13 protein-coding genes and 5 tRNA genes are annotated in these 14,899 nt (G+C 66.2%); 13 read left to right on the plus strand and 5 right to left on the minus strand.

Annotation, left to right across the window (positions count from 1 at the left end; translation table 11 throughout):
• Position 1: 1 nt before the first annotated feature.
• Both ABZ319_RS22530 and ABZ319_RS22535 read right to left on the minus strand, forming a co-directional pair.
• Positions 2-1,624, minus strand: coding sequence for an amidohydrolase family protein (locus tag ABZ319_RS22530; protein WP_354988427.1), 1,623 nt, complete (start codon positions 1,622-1,624; stop codon positions 2-4).
• 82 nt (positions 1,625-1,706) lie between these two features.
• The gene (locus ABZ319_RS22535; RefSeq protein ID WP_354988428.1) at positions 1,707-2,348 is read right to left on the minus strand and encodes a hypothetical protein; all 642 of its coding nucleotides are present in this window, start codon (positions 2,346-2,348) and stop codon (positions 1,707-1,709) included.
• 60 nt (positions 2,349-2,408) lie between these two features.
• Between ABZ319_RS22535 and ABZ319_RS22540 the strand changes: the two genes are divergently transcribed.
• The 7 genes from ABZ319_RS22540 (at position 2,409) to ABZ319_RS22570 (ending at position 9,103) form a co-directional block, all read left to right on the plus strand.
• Positions 2,409-2,630 carry a hypothetical protein gene (locus tag ABZ319_RS22540; RefSeq protein WP_354988429.1) on the plus strand — a complete coding sequence of 74 codons (222 nt, stop codon included), beginning with the start codon at positions 2,409-2,411 and terminating at the stop codon, positions 2,628-2,630.
• A gap of 73 nt (positions 2,631-2,703) precedes the next feature.
• On the plus strand, positions 2,704-4,185 hold the full coding sequence (locus tag ABZ319_RS22545; protein ID WP_354988430.1) for a DUF222 domain-containing protein: 1,482 nt from the start codon (positions 2,704-2,706) through the stop codon (positions 4,183-4,185).
• A 738-nt stretch (positions 4,186-4,923) separates the two neighbouring features.
• Positions 4,924-6,105, plus strand: a complete 1,182-nt coding sequence (locus ABZ319_RS22550) for a lipid-transfer protein (protein ID WP_354988431.1) — start codon at positions 4,924-4,926, stop codon at positions 6,103-6,105.
• A 2-nt stretch (positions 6,106-6,107) separates the two neighbouring features.
• The gene (locus ABZ319_RS22555; RefSeq protein WP_354988432.1) at positions 6,108-6,566 is read left to right on the plus strand and encodes a MaoC family dehydratase N-terminal domain-containing protein; all 459 of its coding nucleotides are present in this window, start codon (positions 6,108-6,110) and stop codon (positions 6,564-6,566) included.
• Positions 6,563-6,967 (plus strand): MaoC/PaaZ C-terminal domain-containing protein, encoded by a 405-nt coding sequence (locus ABZ319_RS22560; protein ID WP_354988433.1) that lies wholly within the window; start codon positions 6,563-6,565, stop codon positions 6,965-6,967. The genes ABZ319_RS22555 and ABZ319_RS22560 overlap by 4 nt, the downstream gene beginning before the upstream one ends.
• Positions 6,968-6,982: 15 nt before the next feature.
• Positions 6,983-7,813, plus strand: a complete 831-nt coding sequence (locus ABZ319_RS22565; RefSeq protein WP_354988434.1) for an SDR family oxidoreductase — start codon at positions 6,983-6,985, stop codon at positions 7,811-7,813.
• A gap of 138 nt (positions 7,814-7,951) precedes the next feature.
• Positions 7,952-9,103, plus strand: coding sequence for a TetR family transcriptional regulator (locus ABZ319_RS22570; RefSeq protein ID WP_354988435.1), 1,152 nt, complete (start codon positions 7,952-7,954; stop codon positions 9,101-9,103).
• A 13-nt stretch (positions 9,104-9,116) separates the two neighbouring features.
• Here ABZ319_RS22570 and ABZ319_RS22575 read toward each other — a convergent pair whose 3' ends face one another.
• A complete protein-coding gene (locus ABZ319_RS22575) occupies positions 9,117-10,304 on the minus strand; it encodes a hypothetical protein (RefSeq protein WP_354988436.1) in 1,188 nt (395 codons plus the stop codon).
• 44 nt (positions 10,305-10,348) lie between these two features.
• Positions 10,349-11,506 carry a hypothetical protein gene (locus ABZ319_RS22580; protein WP_354988437.1) on the minus strand — a complete coding sequence of 386 codons (1,158 nt, stop codon included), beginning with the start codon at positions 11,504-11,506 and terminating at the stop codon, positions 10,349-10,351.
• Positions 11,507-11,666: 160 nt separating this feature from the next.
• On the opposite strand from ABZ319_RS22580, the gene ABZ319_RS22585 reads away from it, so the two are divergent.
• From ABZ319_RS22585 to ABZ319_RS22610, 6 genes are all read left to right on the plus strand, one after another.
• A tRNA-OTHER gene (locus ABZ319_RS22585) sits at positions 11,667-11,752 on the plus strand.
• A gap of 23 nt (positions 11,753-11,775) precedes the next feature.
• Positions 11,776-11,846: transfer RNA gene (locus tag ABZ319_RS22590), tRNA-Gly, on the plus strand.
• 21 nt (positions 11,847-11,867) lie between these two features.
• Positions 11,868-11,943 (plus strand) — tRNA-Met (locus ABZ319_RS22595).
• 40 nt (positions 11,944-11,983) lie between these two features.
• Positions 11,984-12,056, plus strand: a tRNA-Phe gene (locus tag ABZ319_RS22600).
• A gap of 111 nt (positions 12,057-12,167) precedes the next feature.
• Positions 12,168-12,240: transfer RNA gene (locus ABZ319_RS22605), tRNA-Lys, on the plus strand.
• A gap of 302 nt (positions 12,241-12,542) precedes the next feature.
• Complete coding sequence (locus ABZ319_RS22610) at positions 12,543-13,652, plus strand: metallophosphoesterase (protein ID WP_354988438.1); 1,110 nt, start codon at positions 12,543-12,545, stop codon at positions 13,650-13,652.
• A 27-nt stretch (positions 13,653-13,679) separates the two neighbouring features.
• Here ABZ319_RS22610 and ABZ319_RS22615 read toward each other — a convergent pair whose 3' ends face one another.
• On the minus strand, positions 13,680-14,732 hold the full coding sequence (locus ABZ319_RS22615) for an AraC family transcriptional regulator (protein ID WP_354988439.1): 1,053 nt from the start codon (positions 14,730-14,732) through the stop codon (positions 13,680-13,682).
• Positions 14,733-14,899 lie beyond the last annotated feature (167 nt).

The following is a 14,899-nucleotide window of genomic DNA, read 5'->3' on the forward strand; positions in this document are numbered from 1 at the left end:
ATCAGCGCCGGTAGGTCGGCTGCCCGGCGAGATAGGTGGCGTGGACATCGATGCCGGGCAGGTCCAGCGGGTCGACGTGGCGGGGATCGCGATCCAGGATCACCAGGTCCGCGTACTTCCCGGGGGTCAGGGAGCCGGTGATGTCGTCCGCGAACAACTGCCAGGCAGCGTCGATCGTCTGGGCCCGGATGGCCTGCTCGACGGTGATGCGTTCCTCCGGCGCCAGCACGCGGCCCGTACGGGAGGTACGGGTGACGGCCGCGGACATGTTGCGCAGCGGCTCCTCCCGGGTCACGGGGCTGTCGTTGTGGAAGGAAACGCGCATCCCGGCGTCGAGCGCGGATTTGGTGCGAACCCAGTGACCGCCCTTGTCCGCGCCGAACAGGTCGTCCGCGAGCACGTCGCCCCAGTAGTAGAGGTGATCGACGAACAGGCTGCAGGTGACGCCCATGCGCGCGGCCCGCTGGAACTGGGCCGCGGTCATCGCGCCGCAGTGCTCGAGTCGCAGGCGGTGATCGGGGCGCGGATGCGCGCGCAGGGCCCGCTCGTAGGCGTCGAGAATCTTGTCGACGCCGTTGTCGCCGTGGACATGACAGGCGATCTGCCAGCCCCTCGGGTAGTAGGCGCCGACGATCTCTGCGAGCTGGGCTTCGGTGTAGTTCGCGTGCCCGCGATGATCGTGCCCGAGGCCGAGCGCCGCGGTGGCCGGGGTGTTCAGATACGGGAACGAGGTGTCGATGTTGCCGACCCAGGGCGACCCGTCGACCCAGATCTTGATGCCGATCTGCTGGAAGAGGTCGTCCCCGTTCGCCAGCGGATAGTCGGTTGTCAAAGCGGGCGTTGATGTTTCGTACACCCGCATGCGGACCCTGGCCAGGTTCTGCTCGTACAGCGCCGCCACCAGCGGGCGCATCGCGGGGGAGAACGCCATGTCGCTGCACATGGTCACGCCCTGTGCGGACAGCGCCGCATGCTGCTTCGCGAGCGCTTCGGGACCCTGGAGCGCCGCGAACAGGATCGGCGCGACGACCGCCTCCACGCCGGGAGCCTCGTACACGGTGCCGGTGAGGTGACCGTCGGTGTCACGCTCGAAACTGCCGCCGATCGGATCGGGGGTGGCGTCGGTGAGCCCGGCGTTGCGCAACGCCGCCGTATTGGCCCAGGCCTGGTGCCCGGAGTTCTGCCAGATGATGATCGGCCGGTCGGGACCGATCCGGTCCAGCCACTCGAGGGTCGGCGTCGGGTAGCCGGTCTGCAACAGCACGTCCAGGCCGTAGAACACCAGCGGCTCGCCCGCCGGCGCGACGTCGAGCGCGCGTTTGATCGCCCGGTCCACGTCGTCGGCGGTGGGACAGGTGGTGACCGGCCGGATGTCGACCACGCAGTCGAGATACAGCGTCTGGTCCTGCGTCGGATGCGTATGCGCCTCAACGAAACCCGGCATGAGGCAGCGCCCGGCGAGATCGATCATCGCGGTGTCGGGTCCCCGGTGCCCGAGCACCTCGTCCGACCCGACGGCGATGATCCGACCGTCCGAGACCGCGAGATGGGAGGGCTCGGTGGGCCCGCCGTCGTCGGCCGTGATGATCGACCCACCGGTGAAGATCAGATCGGCGCTGCGCATCGCGTTCCCTTCGTCGATCGGGGTCCCCGGCACGAGCGTAGGCCCGAAACGATCACGGTCCCGTCAGGTCGGCGCGTGTCCGCTAGGTCTTGATGGCGATCTCGCCGCCGAGGGCGTAGCCGCCCGACAGTTCGAGGCCGTCGCCGCTCCAGAAGCGGCCCGGGTCATACCAATTGGATTTGCGGTTCGTGGGGAGCAGACCCATCTCCTGGTAGGTGACCGCGACCACCTCGGCGCAGTAGGCGCTTTCGAGCTCGCGGGTGGTGGCCCTGTCGGACTTGCGCCAGGGCAGGCGCGCGCCGCGGCCGCGGAACCAGCGGCCCGCCAGGGCGGCCGTGGACGGGAAGGGGGTGCCGTCCAGGCGCGCGATGGTGCGCAGCAGTTTGGCTTCCATCTCCGGGGTGACCGGGTGGTCGAGCTGGCGGAACCAGGCGCGCTGTTCGTAGCGTTCGGCCCACACCATGACGGCGTCCCGCAGATTGTGCAGCTGAACGCCGCGATGGGTGTTGCCGGACCACATGTCCGGCAGTGAGCGCCCGAGTTCCGCGTGCCAGATCAGGGCGGGCAGGTCGTCGATCACCACGGACATGCCGACATGGTTGACGGGGCTGTTGGTGGTCATGCGAATCGCCCGGTCGGCGGCCGAATGCCCGCGAAAGAGCCAGATGTCGCCGGTTCTGGTGAGCTCTAGTGCTCGGTCCAGGCTGATGCCCTGATCGCTCATGCCCGTAGCCTATGCGGTATGAGGTGGTGGAAGGCAGTGGGATTGGCAGGCGCGGCCGGTGTGGTCGCCACCGGTGTGGTCGTTGTGCGCGCCGAACGGCGACGCCGCGCCTATACGCCGGATCAGGTTCGTGACCAGTTGCACGCGCGCTTCGCGGAGGCGGCGGTGGCCGAGGCTGCGATCGAAAGCGATTTGCCCGCAACGGAACCCGAGGGCGGCTGGCGGGAGCGGGTGCGCGCGGTGTTTCGGCGGGGTCGATTCCGGCGGGGTTCTGAACTGTAGTTGGGTCTGAATATTGTTGTATCACAATTGAATTGGGCTATATCTGTTTGCTATTGAGGAGTAGAATGGGGGTATGAATTCGGGAGGGGAAACCACCATCGCACAGAGTGTCACCGCACACGCTGCCATTGTGGAAGACCTGCTCGAATCGCCTCTGTTCTCGTTGCCCGATGCCGAGTTCATCGAGAAGATGCAGGAACTCGAGACCAGTTTCCGCATGCTCGAAGCGGTGAAGCAACGCTTCGTCCTCGAATGTGGTGTGCGGGGGTTGAACACGCAGGCCGGAGTGAAGAGTCTGATCGTGTTCCTGCAACAGACCTTGCGGCTGTCCCATTTCGATGCCGCGGCTCGAGTGCGCAACGCCGACCGGCTGTCGACCGTGTCCGAAGGGTCGTTCCAGCGGCCACCGGTATTCCCCCACATCGCCGCCGCCCAGCGCGCGGGAGAGATCTCCGCCGAGCACGTGCAAGCGATCGTGAAGGTCCTGGACCGGATTCCCGAACGCGCGAGCGCGGAAGTCAAAGACTTCACCGAACAATCTTTGACCGACTACGCCCGCATCGGTGACCCCAAGGGTGTGACGACCCTCGGGGTCCGGGCCCTGGCCCATATCGACCCGGATGGGTCGTTGATCGCTGATCGGGATCGGCAACGGATGCGCGGGATCTGCATCGGCCGTCAACGCGCGGATGGGATGTTCCCGATCTCGGGGTTGCTCACTCCGGAGTTGGGTGCGGTGTTCCTGCCCATGTTCGCCAAGTTCGCGCGACCCGGCATGTACAACCCCGATGATCCCGAGAGCCCGCACACCACCGCGCAACTCGGGATCGACACCGAAACCGAGACCGATGACAGTGACGCCGATGCTGCCACCGTCGCTGCTCGGAACGTGTTGCGGGCTGCTGCCAAGCGTGATCACCGCAGCGAAGCGCAACGCAATCACGATGCGCTGCTGCGGTTCCTGCAGCCCGATATGGGACCGACCAAGCTCGGGTATCACCGGGGGCTGCCGGTCTCGACCGTGGTCACCATGCGCCTGACGGACCTGGAGCAGCGCACCGGGCTCGCTACCACGAACACCGGTGGCACGCTCTCGATCACCGAAGCGATCAAACTGGCCGCGCGTTCCACCCCGTACCTGGTGATCGTGGATGCCAACGGCCGCCCCCTGCACCTCTCCCGTGGTCAACGCCTCGCCTCGGTAGAACAGCGCCTGGCACTCACCGCGGTCGAGCGCGGGTGCACCCGCCCCGGATGCGACGCCCCAGCCACCCGCTCGGCGGTCCACCACATCACAGAGTGGGCTGATGGCGGCGAAACGGACATCGAGAACCTGACATTCGCGTGCGATGCCTGCCACGCCCAGGTCAATTCTGGTCCGAACGGCTGGAAAACGATCGTCATGCCGGAAGAGTCGGAGCATCCGGGCAAGACCGGGTGGATTCCGCCACCGCATATCGACCCCGCTCGCAGACCGCGCGTGAACTTCCGTCATCACCCGCAAGTGCGCGGCCCCTCGGGGATCCCGGGTATCCCGGCGCGGCGACTCTGCTAGAGCACTGCCTCCAGCCGGAGCAAAGCCCACAACGCAAGAGCGGCGTTGGTGTTCATTCCAGTGGCCGACGTAGCCGAGACCCGCACGCACCCTTCATCTTCCGGCGGGGTTCGGGAGAACAAGCAAGAACAACGCGGCAGTGCTGGTTACCTCGCCTGCCGTACCCGACTTCGGCTCTCCAGCTGGGAGCCTGTTCGCCCTTCCAGCCTGGCTGGATGGCCGTGGGAACCTTCTCGAGACCTACAGACAAAGATCCGTCATCGTTGAATGCTGGTACTGCTTCAGAGGGTGATTGTGGTGAGCGGTAGTCGATTCGAGGGTTGCTCGTACCCCCGCTGGTGGTGGATCCCTCTTATCGGCCCGGTAGGGCTGGTACCGCCGTCGAGGCTCCGAACCGGTCCCCGCTGGTATTCCGTTATCCAGGCTGCTTTGCCTCGGGAGGGCTGGAACCGTAGCCCGACCTCCCCTCTGTACTCCGCTGGTTCTCGTTATCTAGTCGTTCGTCAACCCAACCAGTTCTCAACGCTGCGATCCCTCAGGTACTGGCCGCGCATCCGCAAAGTCGCTACCCCCGTCGGCTGTCTCCAGCACCACGACCCCACGCTGCCACGATCGACGCCTATCTGTTGATCAAGTAAACACCAATAAGCCATAGCCTCCGTTCGAGGAACCCTTGGCTCCTACGGCCACATGCCGTAACGTCCGCTAAGTGAACCATGAACAGTTACAGAGCCAGCCATGACCACTGTCATCGTCGCCGGTGTCGGAATGATCCCGTTCACCACACCGCGCCAAAGCCAGACCTACGACCTCATGGCCGAGCAAGCGATCAGATCCGCGCTGACGGATGCCGGGATCGACTACGACGCCGTGCAGCAGGCATACGCGGGATACGTGTACGGCGATTCCACCGCGGGCCAGGCGGCCCTGTACCGCGTCGGGACCACCGGTATCCCGGTGATGAACGTCAACAACAATTGCTCGACAGGCTCGTCGGCCCTGTTCCTTGCGCGCCAGGCCATCGAACACGGAGTGGCCGACGTGGTGCTCGCGGTCGGGTTCGAGCAGATGCAGCGCGGTGCGCTGGCCATGGGCTATACCGATCGGCCGACGCCGTTCGACAGCTTCAACACGGTGGTCGAGGGCATTCAGGGCAGCAGCGATGCACCCTTCGCCGCACAGTATTTCGGCGGTGCGGGCCGGGAGTACTGCGAAAAGTACGGGATGGATCCGAAGGTCTTCGCGCAGATCGCGGTGAAAGCGCGCAAGCACGCGGCGAATAATCCCTACGCGGTGTTTCGCGATCGGGTCACTGTCGAGGAGGTGCTCGCCTCGCCGCCGATCTACGGTCCGCTCACTCGGTTGCAGTGCTGTCCGCCGACCTGCGGTGCGGCGGCCGCGGTGCTGGTGAGTGCCGACTACGCGCGCAGGCATGGACTGCGGTCCGATGTGGCGATCAAGGCTCAGGCCATGACCACCGACGGTGCGGGCACTTTCACCGGCAATTCTATGATGACGATTGTCGGCTCGGATATGAGTCGCGCTGCCGCACAACAGGTCTACGAACAGGCAGGAGTGGATCCCCGCGATATCCGGGTGGTCGAATTGCACGACTGCTTCACCACGAATGAACTGCTCACCTACGAGGCGCTCGGCCTCACGCCCGAGGGTACGGCGGAGAAGTTCATCGCCGATGGCGATAACACCTACGGCGGTCGCGTGGTGACCAATCCGTCGGGTGGTCTGCTGTCCAAGGGGCATCCGCTCGGTGCGACCGGACTGGCGCAGTGCGCTGAACTCGTCTGGCAGTTGCGCGGGCAGGCGGAGGCTCGTCAGGTCGAGGACGTGCGCCTGGCTCTGCAGCACAATATCGGCCTCGGTGGTGCGGCCGTGGTCACGCTGTACGAGAAGGTTGGCTGAGCATGGCTGTCGACCCGGCCATCATCGGCACCGCATTGCCCCCGACCGAACTCACCGTGGATGCCGGCCGGCTTCGCTTCTTCGCCAAGGCGATCGGCGAGATCAATCCGGTCTTCACCGATGCCGCCGTCGCGGCCGCGGCCGGGCACGCTACTCTCCCGGTACCTCCGACCTTCCTGTTCGCCATCGAACTCGAACAGTCCGACCCGTTCGCGTGGCTGGCCGAGATCGGCGTCGACCTGCGCCGCGTGCTGCACGGTGAACAGCGCTTCACCTACCACTCGCTCGCTCACGCGGGTGATGTGCTCACGGTGCGGCCCACCATCGGTGATGTCTACACCAAGAAGAACGGCGCGCTCGAGTTCATCGTCAAACAGGCGGCTGTCACGCGGGCGGATGGTAGCGTGGTCGCCGATCTGACTTCGGTTCTCGTCGTGCAGAATCCGGAGGTGCGGCCGTGATCGCACCGCTCGAAGTCGGCCACACGCTGCCGCCGATCGAGATCGATCCGATCTCGCGCGCCACGCTGGCGTTGTTCGCGGGTGCCTCCGGCGATCATAATCCGATTCACATCGATCTCGATGTGGCCGAGTCCGCGGGGCTGGACGATGTCTTCGCCCACGGCATGCTGTCCATGGCGTACCTGGGCAGGCTGCTGACGAATTGGGTTGCCCCCGAAGCGATTCGCTCCTACGCCGTGCGATTCGCCGCCAAGACACCCGTTCTAGCCCGGCCCACCGCGACCGGCACGGTCACCGCGGTGGAGATCGTCGACGGGACCACGCTCGCCACTCTCGAACTCGCCGTCACACTCGCCGACGGCACTCTCACCCTCACCGGCACCGCGCTCGTCGCGGTCTGAAAGGACTTGCAGCTCATGGGAAAACTGGACGGCAAGATCGCCATCGTCTCCGGCTCCGGTCGCGGGATCGGGCGTGAGATCGCGCTCAAACTCGCCTCGGACGGCGCGGCGGTCGTGGTCAACGATCTCGACGCCGAGCCCGCCAAGGACACTGTCGCAGCCATCGAATCCGCGGGCGGCCGGGCGGTGGCCTGCGTCGGGAGCGTGACCGATGCCGACTTCGGCGAACGTTTCGTGCAGACCGCCGTCGACAGCTTCGGCGGGCTCGACATCATCGTCAACAATGCCGGTTACACCTGGGATTCGGTCATCCAGAAGATGACCGACGAGCAGTGGGATGCCATTCTCGATGTACACCTCAAGGCGCCGTTCCGGATTCTGCGCGCGGCACAGCCGGTCATCTCCGGATTGGTGAAGCAGGCGCGGGCGGCGGGGGAGCCGGTGCACGCGCGCAAGGTCGTGAACATCTCCTCGGTCGCGGGCCTGGGCGGCAATGCGGGACAGGCGAATTACGCGGCGGCCAAGGCCGGCGTCACCGGGCTCACCAAGACCCTGGCCAAGGAATGGGGCCGGTACAACGTCACCGTCAACACGGTCGCCTTCGGTCTGATCAAGACGCGCCTCACCGAGGCGTCGGCCGATTCGGGCGGCACGATCGATGTCGCCGGCAATCAGATCAGGGTGGGCGTGAACGCCGAGTTGCTGTCCACGATGGAGAAGGGCATTCCGCTGGGTCGCGCGGGAACTCCCGCCGAGGCGGCCGGGTCGGTCTATCTGTTCTGCATTCCGGAGTCGGATTACATCAGTGCTCAGACCGTGGTGTGCGGGGGCGGTTTCAACATCTGACGGGGGTCGCGATCGCCGCTCGGAGTGCGCTGAGCCCGGCGGCCGCGATGCTGACCCGGGCGCGGCGATATCCTCGAGTCCGCGATCATTCGCCGAGGGCGAACCGATCTACCGAGAGTTGGAGGAGAGGTGCTGATCGTGACCCGTCCGGTGCGTGGGACGCGCCCGGCCAACCGCCGGGAACTCGTGCTGGCCGCCGCCGCGGAGCTCTTCTACCGGCGCGGGTACTCCCGGGTGTCGATGAAGGATATCGCCGAGGCGGTCGCCGTCAGCCCCGCCGCGTTGTACCGCCATTTCCGCAACAAGAACGAATTGCTGGAAGCCGTTGTGACCGAAGGGCTCACGGTCGTGCAGCGGGTACTCGGCGATGCGCGGGGCAGTGCACTCTCGGACTCGGCGGCGCTGCTGGCCGAGGTCATGATCGAGCGGCGCGCGATCGGGGTGCTCTGGCATCGCGAGGCCCGGCATCTGACCGGGGAAGCCCGGCAGGAGATTCGCGGCACGCTGCGCGATATCGGGCGGGATCTGGCCGAGATCGTGCGGCGCGATCGCCCCGAACTCGATGCGGCACAAGCCGATTTCCTCGCGTGGGCCGTGCTCGGCGTCGCGACCAGCGTCTCGTTCCACGCGGTCGAGGTGGATCCGGAACTGCTCGCGAGCCTGCTGCGGGATACCGCGGCGACCGCGATTCCCGCGTTCGACACGCGGGTCTCGGCGCTGCCGGCGTCTTCCTGGTCACCGTCGCGACGCGCGGAGATTCTGGCCGCGGCCACCGAACTCTTTGCCGCGCGCGGATTCTCGGACGTGGGTCTCGATGATATCGGCGCCGCGATTGGCATTGCCGGCGCCAGCCTCTACAACCATTTCGACAGCAAGGCTGAGATTCTGTCCGCGGCTATCGTGCGCGGTGGTGATCTGCTGCGCGCCGACATGGAACGCGAACTCGGCCGCGCCCACGGCCCAGGCGATGCGCTGGGCCGCCTGATCGCGAGCTACCGCGAGTTCGCGTTCGAGAATGCGTCCCTGGTCCGCCTCCTCAACTCCGAGGTGGACCAGCTCCCCGACGAGGAACGCCACCGCGCGCGCGTCGCCCAACACGATTACATAGCGACCTGGATGCGGATCCTGCGCCAGACCGGCACGGAGTCCGATGACGCTCGCGCCCGGGTCCGGGTGCAGGCGGCGCTGAACACGATCAACGACCTGGCCACGACTCCGTCGGTACGGCAGTGGGTGTCGGCTGCACCGGCGGTCGAGTTGGTGTGCCACGCACTGGTTTTCGCGGGGTGAGCGTTGCGGGCGGCTATTCGAATCGATAGATCAGACTTTCCGGGATGGTCTCCCAGGTGTGGCCGTCGGTGGATCGGGTGTTCGTGTCGACATCGATGAACAGGGTGCCGTCCGCGCCGCCGATGGTGAGGATGCGACCGGATTCATCGAGGGTCATCTCGTGCCCGGCGCCGTACAGTTCGCCCGCGTGGCGGACGAGTCCGAGGTTCGAGTCGAAGTCCGGGGCATAGCGGGGCTCCGGGCGGGAGGCCCGCGTGTGTCCGGATTTGTATACGTGCCAGTCGATTTCATCCTTGTACGACCATGCGAGCACGCCTCGCCGATGCCAGGCGATCGCGTCGGGCACGAAATTCTCGTCGTGGGAACGGTCATCCAGCCCCGATTCGAAGGCGACGAGCTCCCACCGCCGGTCCGGGCCGAGCTGCAACACCATGATGAATCCGCGCCGGTTGCCGTAGGAGCCGCCGTCACCGTCGATGTGGAACGGCTGCCCGGTGTCGAGTGCCAGCACGAGCTGGTCGTCACCCTGGAATTCGGCGTATGTCCACCTCTCGAACCAGTCGACCTCGGGTAGCTCCGCCCGTGTCGTTCGCGTGTGCAGTACGCCGCCGGTGAATCGCCAAACATCGTTCGGGGATACGGCATCGACACCGGCACTGGGGTTTTCCGAGGTGATGGTCACCGCGTACAGGCGCGCACGATGGTCGTACAGGCGGGCGACTTCCGGCTGCTCGAGCAGCGTTCGCACCCAGCTGTCGAAGGGAATGTCGCCGTCGGGGCGCCAGCTGCCGGTGAACCACGCGGATGTCCCGGCACTGTCGTCCGGAAAGCACAGCAGCCCGGTGGAGATCGTGTGCAGGTATGGCCCGGGCTGTTCCCAGCCGGGGCCGATGTCCGTGCGTACTTTGAGAATGCGCGACAGCGTGAAGCCGTACGCGGGGATTTCGCGATGCTTCTCGGAGTAGTAGGTGACGCGCCCGCCGCGCAGCGCGATGACGTCGGCACCCGGTTCGTCGACCAGGGTCGGAACATCGACCAGGGCGAATCGACCTGTGGATTCCAGCAGATCCCGCAAACTCATGCCGGCGCTGAACGCGGAGTTCAGCAACTTCGCGAAGACATCGACCGCGTCGAAATGCGTGACGCACCGCGTATCTATCCGCGCTTTCGCGTCGAATGGATCACTCTCGAACCACGCCACGAGCCGATCCTATCGGCCGGTCAACCGGTTTCGGCCAGTGGTGGTCAGGTGGGGTCGAAGCCGGAGCCGGGCATCGTGTCTCGGGGGCGGTCTCGCGGGGCGAGGGCGCGCAACGTGGTGAGGTCGTTGTGGAGATGCTCGACCAGCTCTCGAATCGCTAGGGTCAGGCCGGCTGTTTGATCGCTGAGGTGCCTCAACTGGCCGGTCGCCAGTTCGTTCGCGGCGGCCGAGGCCATCAGGTCGGCCAGCTCGTCGTCCATGTCCAAGGCTTGGCGTGCCAGTGCGGCGTTGTGTAGTTCGGTGTCGAGCTGCTTGATGTGCGAGGCGAAGTCGATCAGGGCGGCGCCTCGCTTCCGCAGTGTCTTCCAGACGACGTCGAGTTGTTGCCGGGCGATGTTCTGGGCTGACTTCGCCAATTCGGCGGTGGGGGTCGAGCCGGTCGGCGCGACGTCTACGCGCTGGAGCATCACCTCGTATCGCGCGGCGTTCGTCGCGATCTGCCGGACTTCCTCGTTCACGTCGAACTGCGCCCGGTGGGGTTCGAGATAGGGGCTGGTCCAGGCGTCACTGCCGGTGATGAGCTCCGCGAGATACGACGCGACGGCGATCAGATCGGCGGCGTTCCTGGGTGACCTCTGGTGCTTCAGCAGCGTGATCGCCCGATCCTTGTCGGATATCGGAATGCTCCGTGTCGCTTCCTCCACGAGCAGCGCTTCGCTCTTACTCAGCACCAGCGAGCGAGGGAATCGAAGCGAGATCTGCCGGGTGATCTCGGACGTTCCGCACACCGCAGGTAGGAGAAGTAGCAGCGGGATATCGCCGAGCTGTGACACCAGAACCGCCCAGCCCGCCAGGGCGGTGAAGACGGCGAGCGTGATCGGCCATCGAAAGCGGTTCGGAAAGGGCTGTTTCCGACCGGATATCGCGGCCTTTCGCTTCAGGTGCGCTTCCCGCAACTGCCCGTTCAGCTGCCGAAGTCGGCCGGGATCGGTGTTGTCCAGGCGCGCCGTCCACACCCGCCCGTTCAGCTGGGCGATCTCGGAGTCCAGTTGTTCGAGCTCGTGGTCGGTCGGTCGACGCGGCTCCTCGTATCCGGCGTCGGCTCGCCGCCGCAACTTGGCTTGCAGATCACCGGGCAACGATTTCAGGTCGAGGAACACGAACCTGTCACCGTCGATGTAGGACCCGAACACACTCGGCATGAAAACTCCCCCTCGACGACATCGCCCTCGACCATAGTGGGCCGAGCCGCCTCGCGAATGGCATCGAGGCGGCGAAGGGTGCGCGAGCGTAATTCGGTTGCGGGTAGGGGAGGGGCCTGCGAATCTTGTTCTACCGCAAATTCGACGGGGTGGCGGGAAAGGAAAGTTCCGGCCTGTGGAGGTCAGCCGGTCTTGAAAACCGGAGGCGGGCAGCGTGTCCCGGGGGTTCGACTCCTCAACTTTCCGCGGTATTTCTTCGGGAAATGCGAATGGGTGTAGCTCAGTGGCAGAGCGGCGTTTTCCAAAGCCGTTGACAGGGGTTCGATTCCTCTCACCTGTGCGGTGCGCGAAGGCGCGCTATGGCGGTGTGGCGCAGTATGGTTCAGCGCAACGGGCTCATAACCCGTAGGTCGCCGGTTCGAATCCGGCCACCGCTTCGACTTACCAAGTCGGCCCATTCTCGGGATGGGTGGATAGCGGTCCGTAGCTCAGTTGGCAGAGCGCTTGGTTGAAGCCCAGGAGATCGCAGGTTCGAATCCTGCCGGGCCGGCAAGCGGCAGCACGCAATTCGGCTGCCGTCGATCGGATGCGGATAGGTACGGTCGGATTTCCCGCTCCTGGAGCGGGTAGCCGCGGGTTCGGATCTCGCCATCCGGACGATGCCCCTATAGCTCAGTTGGCAGAGCAGCCGCCTTTTAAGCGGCGGGTCCCAGGTTCGAGCCCTGGTGGGGGCACCCAAGAAAACGCCTGAGACCATTCGCTGGCGGAAAGCCAGGGCTCATGCGAGTCGCTGTTCTTCCTCGTGGCAGTTTCCCTGGCCGGGTGCCGGTGGCGGCGGTAACCGGGGCGGGCGTCCCGGCGGGTGCCGGTTGAAACGGCAACGCTTCAGCGGGGGATCCGGATCTGTTCATTCGCGGATCACGCGGGGGTCATCTCGGTACTATGAGCTCGCTTTCGGCACTGGACGCGCGACCAGTCTGATTGTCGAACCTGCTTCACCAGCACCGAACTCCAACTTCGCAAGGGTCTGCCAGATATGCAGCAAGCACGTAACGTCACCGCCCACGGTCCGAACATGGGGCGCCGCGAACTGCTGGCCGGGGCGGCCGGGGTCGCCGGTGTGGTGGCGGGGGCGTCACTACTGGGGTTGACTCCCGCGCAGGCGGTGCCGGTGGGAGACGGTGTCGTCAAATTCCCGCTGCCGGGGCCGGGGAGCGCCCGGATCCTGGTCACCGGGGACGCGGGCACCGGGTCCTCCACCCAGCTGGCGGTTGCCAACGCGGCCCGCGAATTCCATGCGCGCGAACCGTTTTCGATGGCCGTCGGGCTCGGTGACAACATCTACGACAGCGGGCCCAGCGACGAGCAGGATCCCCAGTTCGCGGCGAAGTTCGAGAACCCCAACGCGGGACTGGATTTCCCGTGGGCCATGGTGCTGGGCAACCACGACACCAGCTCGGTGTTTCCCGGTGACGGGAGTTGGCTGGCGCGCGGCAACTTCGAAGTCGCCTATCACGCGTCCTCGCCGCGCTGGTGGATGCCCAGCCGGTACTACTCGCTGCGCATCGATCCCGCCGTCGAGTTCTTCGTCCTGGACCTGACCCCGCTCGCGGCGATCATCCCGCCGGTGCTGGATCCGCAGTTCAGCGTCGACGGGCCGTATATGAACGCGCAGCGGGCGTGGCTCGACGGGGCGCTGGCCGCGTCGACCGCCAAGTGGAAGATCGTCTGCACCCACCACCCCTATCTGAGCAACGGCGGGCATGGAAACGCGGGCAGCTACGACGGCCTGCCCGCACCCTTCAGCGGAGTCGCGGTAAAGGCGTTCTTCGAGCAGCACGTACTCGGCAGGGTCAATTTCATCCTCTCCGGCCACGATCACTCGCTGCAGGTGCTCGAGCCGACCACGGCCACCAAGGGCACCCGGCAGATCGTCTCGGGCGCGGCCGCGAAGACCTCGGGCTCGGGCGGTAGCGGCAGCAGCGGCAGTGGCGGTCGCAACCGCACCAAGGCGCTGTACGAGAGCCAGGACAAACTCGGATTCATGGTGCTGGACCTCACCCCGAGCGCCGCGAATCTCCGTGTGGTGACGGTGGATCCGGCTACCGGTCGCGGCACGCAGGTGTTCGATCAGCAGCTCGGCTGAGCGCCTGCGAAACCTGTCGCCGGGCGCTCAGCGGATCGCGGCCGGGTCGGGCGGTGTCATATCACCCCGCCGTTGCGCATGCCGCCAGCGCAGCGGCGTGGATCCGGTCCAGCGTTGGAACGCCCGGGTGAAGCTCGCGGCTTCGGAGTACCCGAGGCGGTCCGCGATCGCGGCGGTGGGCAGATCGGTGCCGGAGAGCAGCTCGCGGGCCAGGGCGCTGCGGCCCTCGTCGAGCAGTGTGCGGTAGGACTGTCCTTCCGCTGCCAGCTGCCGGCGGAGCGTGCGGGTCGAAAGGTGCAGGGCGGTAGCCGTTTCGGTCTCGCTCAGGGCTCCGCGCCGGCCGGCGAACAAGACCTCACGGACCTGTCCCGCCAGGCTCGTGCGGGCGCGCCGCCGGCTCAGCAGGTCGCTGCACTGATCGGTGGTCAGGGCGGCGGTGTACGGGTCGGCCTGCGGGAGGGGCGCGTCGACCATCGCGGTGTCGAATACGGCCGCGTAGTCCTGCTGTCCGTAATTCGGTGTGAGGGACAGAGTTTCAGCTATTCGGCGGGCTGTCGGCGGCCGGGGGTAGGGCAGCCGAACGGCCCGCATCTCGGCCTCGGGGCCGGTGATATCCCGATGCAGGGTGGCGATGATGCCGATGTCGCGTTCGGCGACGAACCGGGCCACACGCGGATCGACGACCTCCGGGGTGATCACCAGTGCCAGGTCGCGCCCGGATTCGGTGGTGGTGATACGGCAGAACGAATAGGACAGGTCGAGAAAGCGCAGCCCGACGTCGATGGCGTCGCGCAGTGATCGGCTGGAGATGAGCGCGTAGCCCCAGATGCCATGGGCGGTGGCGTGATACCGCAGCCCGGCGGCGAAGCCCAGGCCCGGTGTGTCCGGCAGGGCGTCGAGCAGATTGGTGATGATGGCGATCTCTTGCGCGCCGGTGATGAGCGCGCCCGGGCGGCGCAGGTGGTCGGCGCTCAGGCCGCTGTGCCGCAGGCAGTCCGATTCGGTGAGGCCGTGTTCGGCGGCGAGGCGGGTGATCAGCAGGGCGCTGGTGGGTGCGCGCAACGCGGTCAGGACGCTCACGCGCGCCTCGATACGGTAGTGCGCATTGGCCGAATATATCAAAAAAGCGGCCCGGCCGGGCCTGTCAATCCGCTGACCGGCGGCTTTAGCCTTCGAAGGTAAGGCTGTGATCGGGATCACGGCGCGGGCGGCGCGAATGCGAGGACAAGGGTGAGCGGGCAAAGACG

It is taken from the genome of Nocardia sp. NPDC005978 (assembly GCF_040614455.1).
Taxonomy (GTDB): domain Bacteria; phylum Actinomycetota; class Actinomycetes; order Mycobacteriales; family Mycobacteriaceae; genus Nocardia.

Excerpts from the sequence above, each read along its gene's own strand:
- ABZ319_RS22580 (WP_354988437.1), bottom strand. The coding sequence starts at position 11,506 with ATGCCGAGTGTGTTCGGGTCCTACATCGACGGTGACAGGTTCGTGTTC.
- ABZ319_RS22565 (WP_354988434.1), top strand. The coding sequence starts at position 6,983 with ATGGGAAAACTGGACGGCAAGATCGCCATCGTCTCCGGCTCCGGTCGC.
- ABZ319_RS22535 (WP_354988428.1), bottom strand. The coding sequence starts at position 2,348 with ATGAGCGATCAGGGCATCAGCCTGGACCGAGCACTAGAGCTCACCAGA.
- ABZ319_RS22530 (WP_354988427.1), bottom strand. The coding sequence starts at position 1,624 with ATGCGCAGCGCCGATCTGATCTTCACCGGTGGGTCGATCATCACGGCC.
- ABZ319_RS22555 (WP_354988432.1), top strand. The coding sequence starts at position 6,108 with ATGGCTGTCGACCCGGCCATCATCGGCACCGCATTGCCCCCGACCGAA.
- ABZ319_RS22550 (WP_354988431.1), top strand. The coding sequence starts at position 4,924 with ATGACCACTGTCATCGTCGCCGGTGTCGGAATGATCCCGTTCACCACA.
- ABZ319_RS22545 (WP_354988430.1), top strand. The coding sequence starts at position 2,704 with ATGAATTCGGGAGGGGAAACCACCATCGCACAGAGTGTCACCGCACAC.
- ABZ319_RS22610 (WP_354988438.1), top strand. The coding sequence starts at position 12,543 with ATGCAGCAAGCACGTAACGTCACCGCCCACGGTCCGAACATGGGGCGC.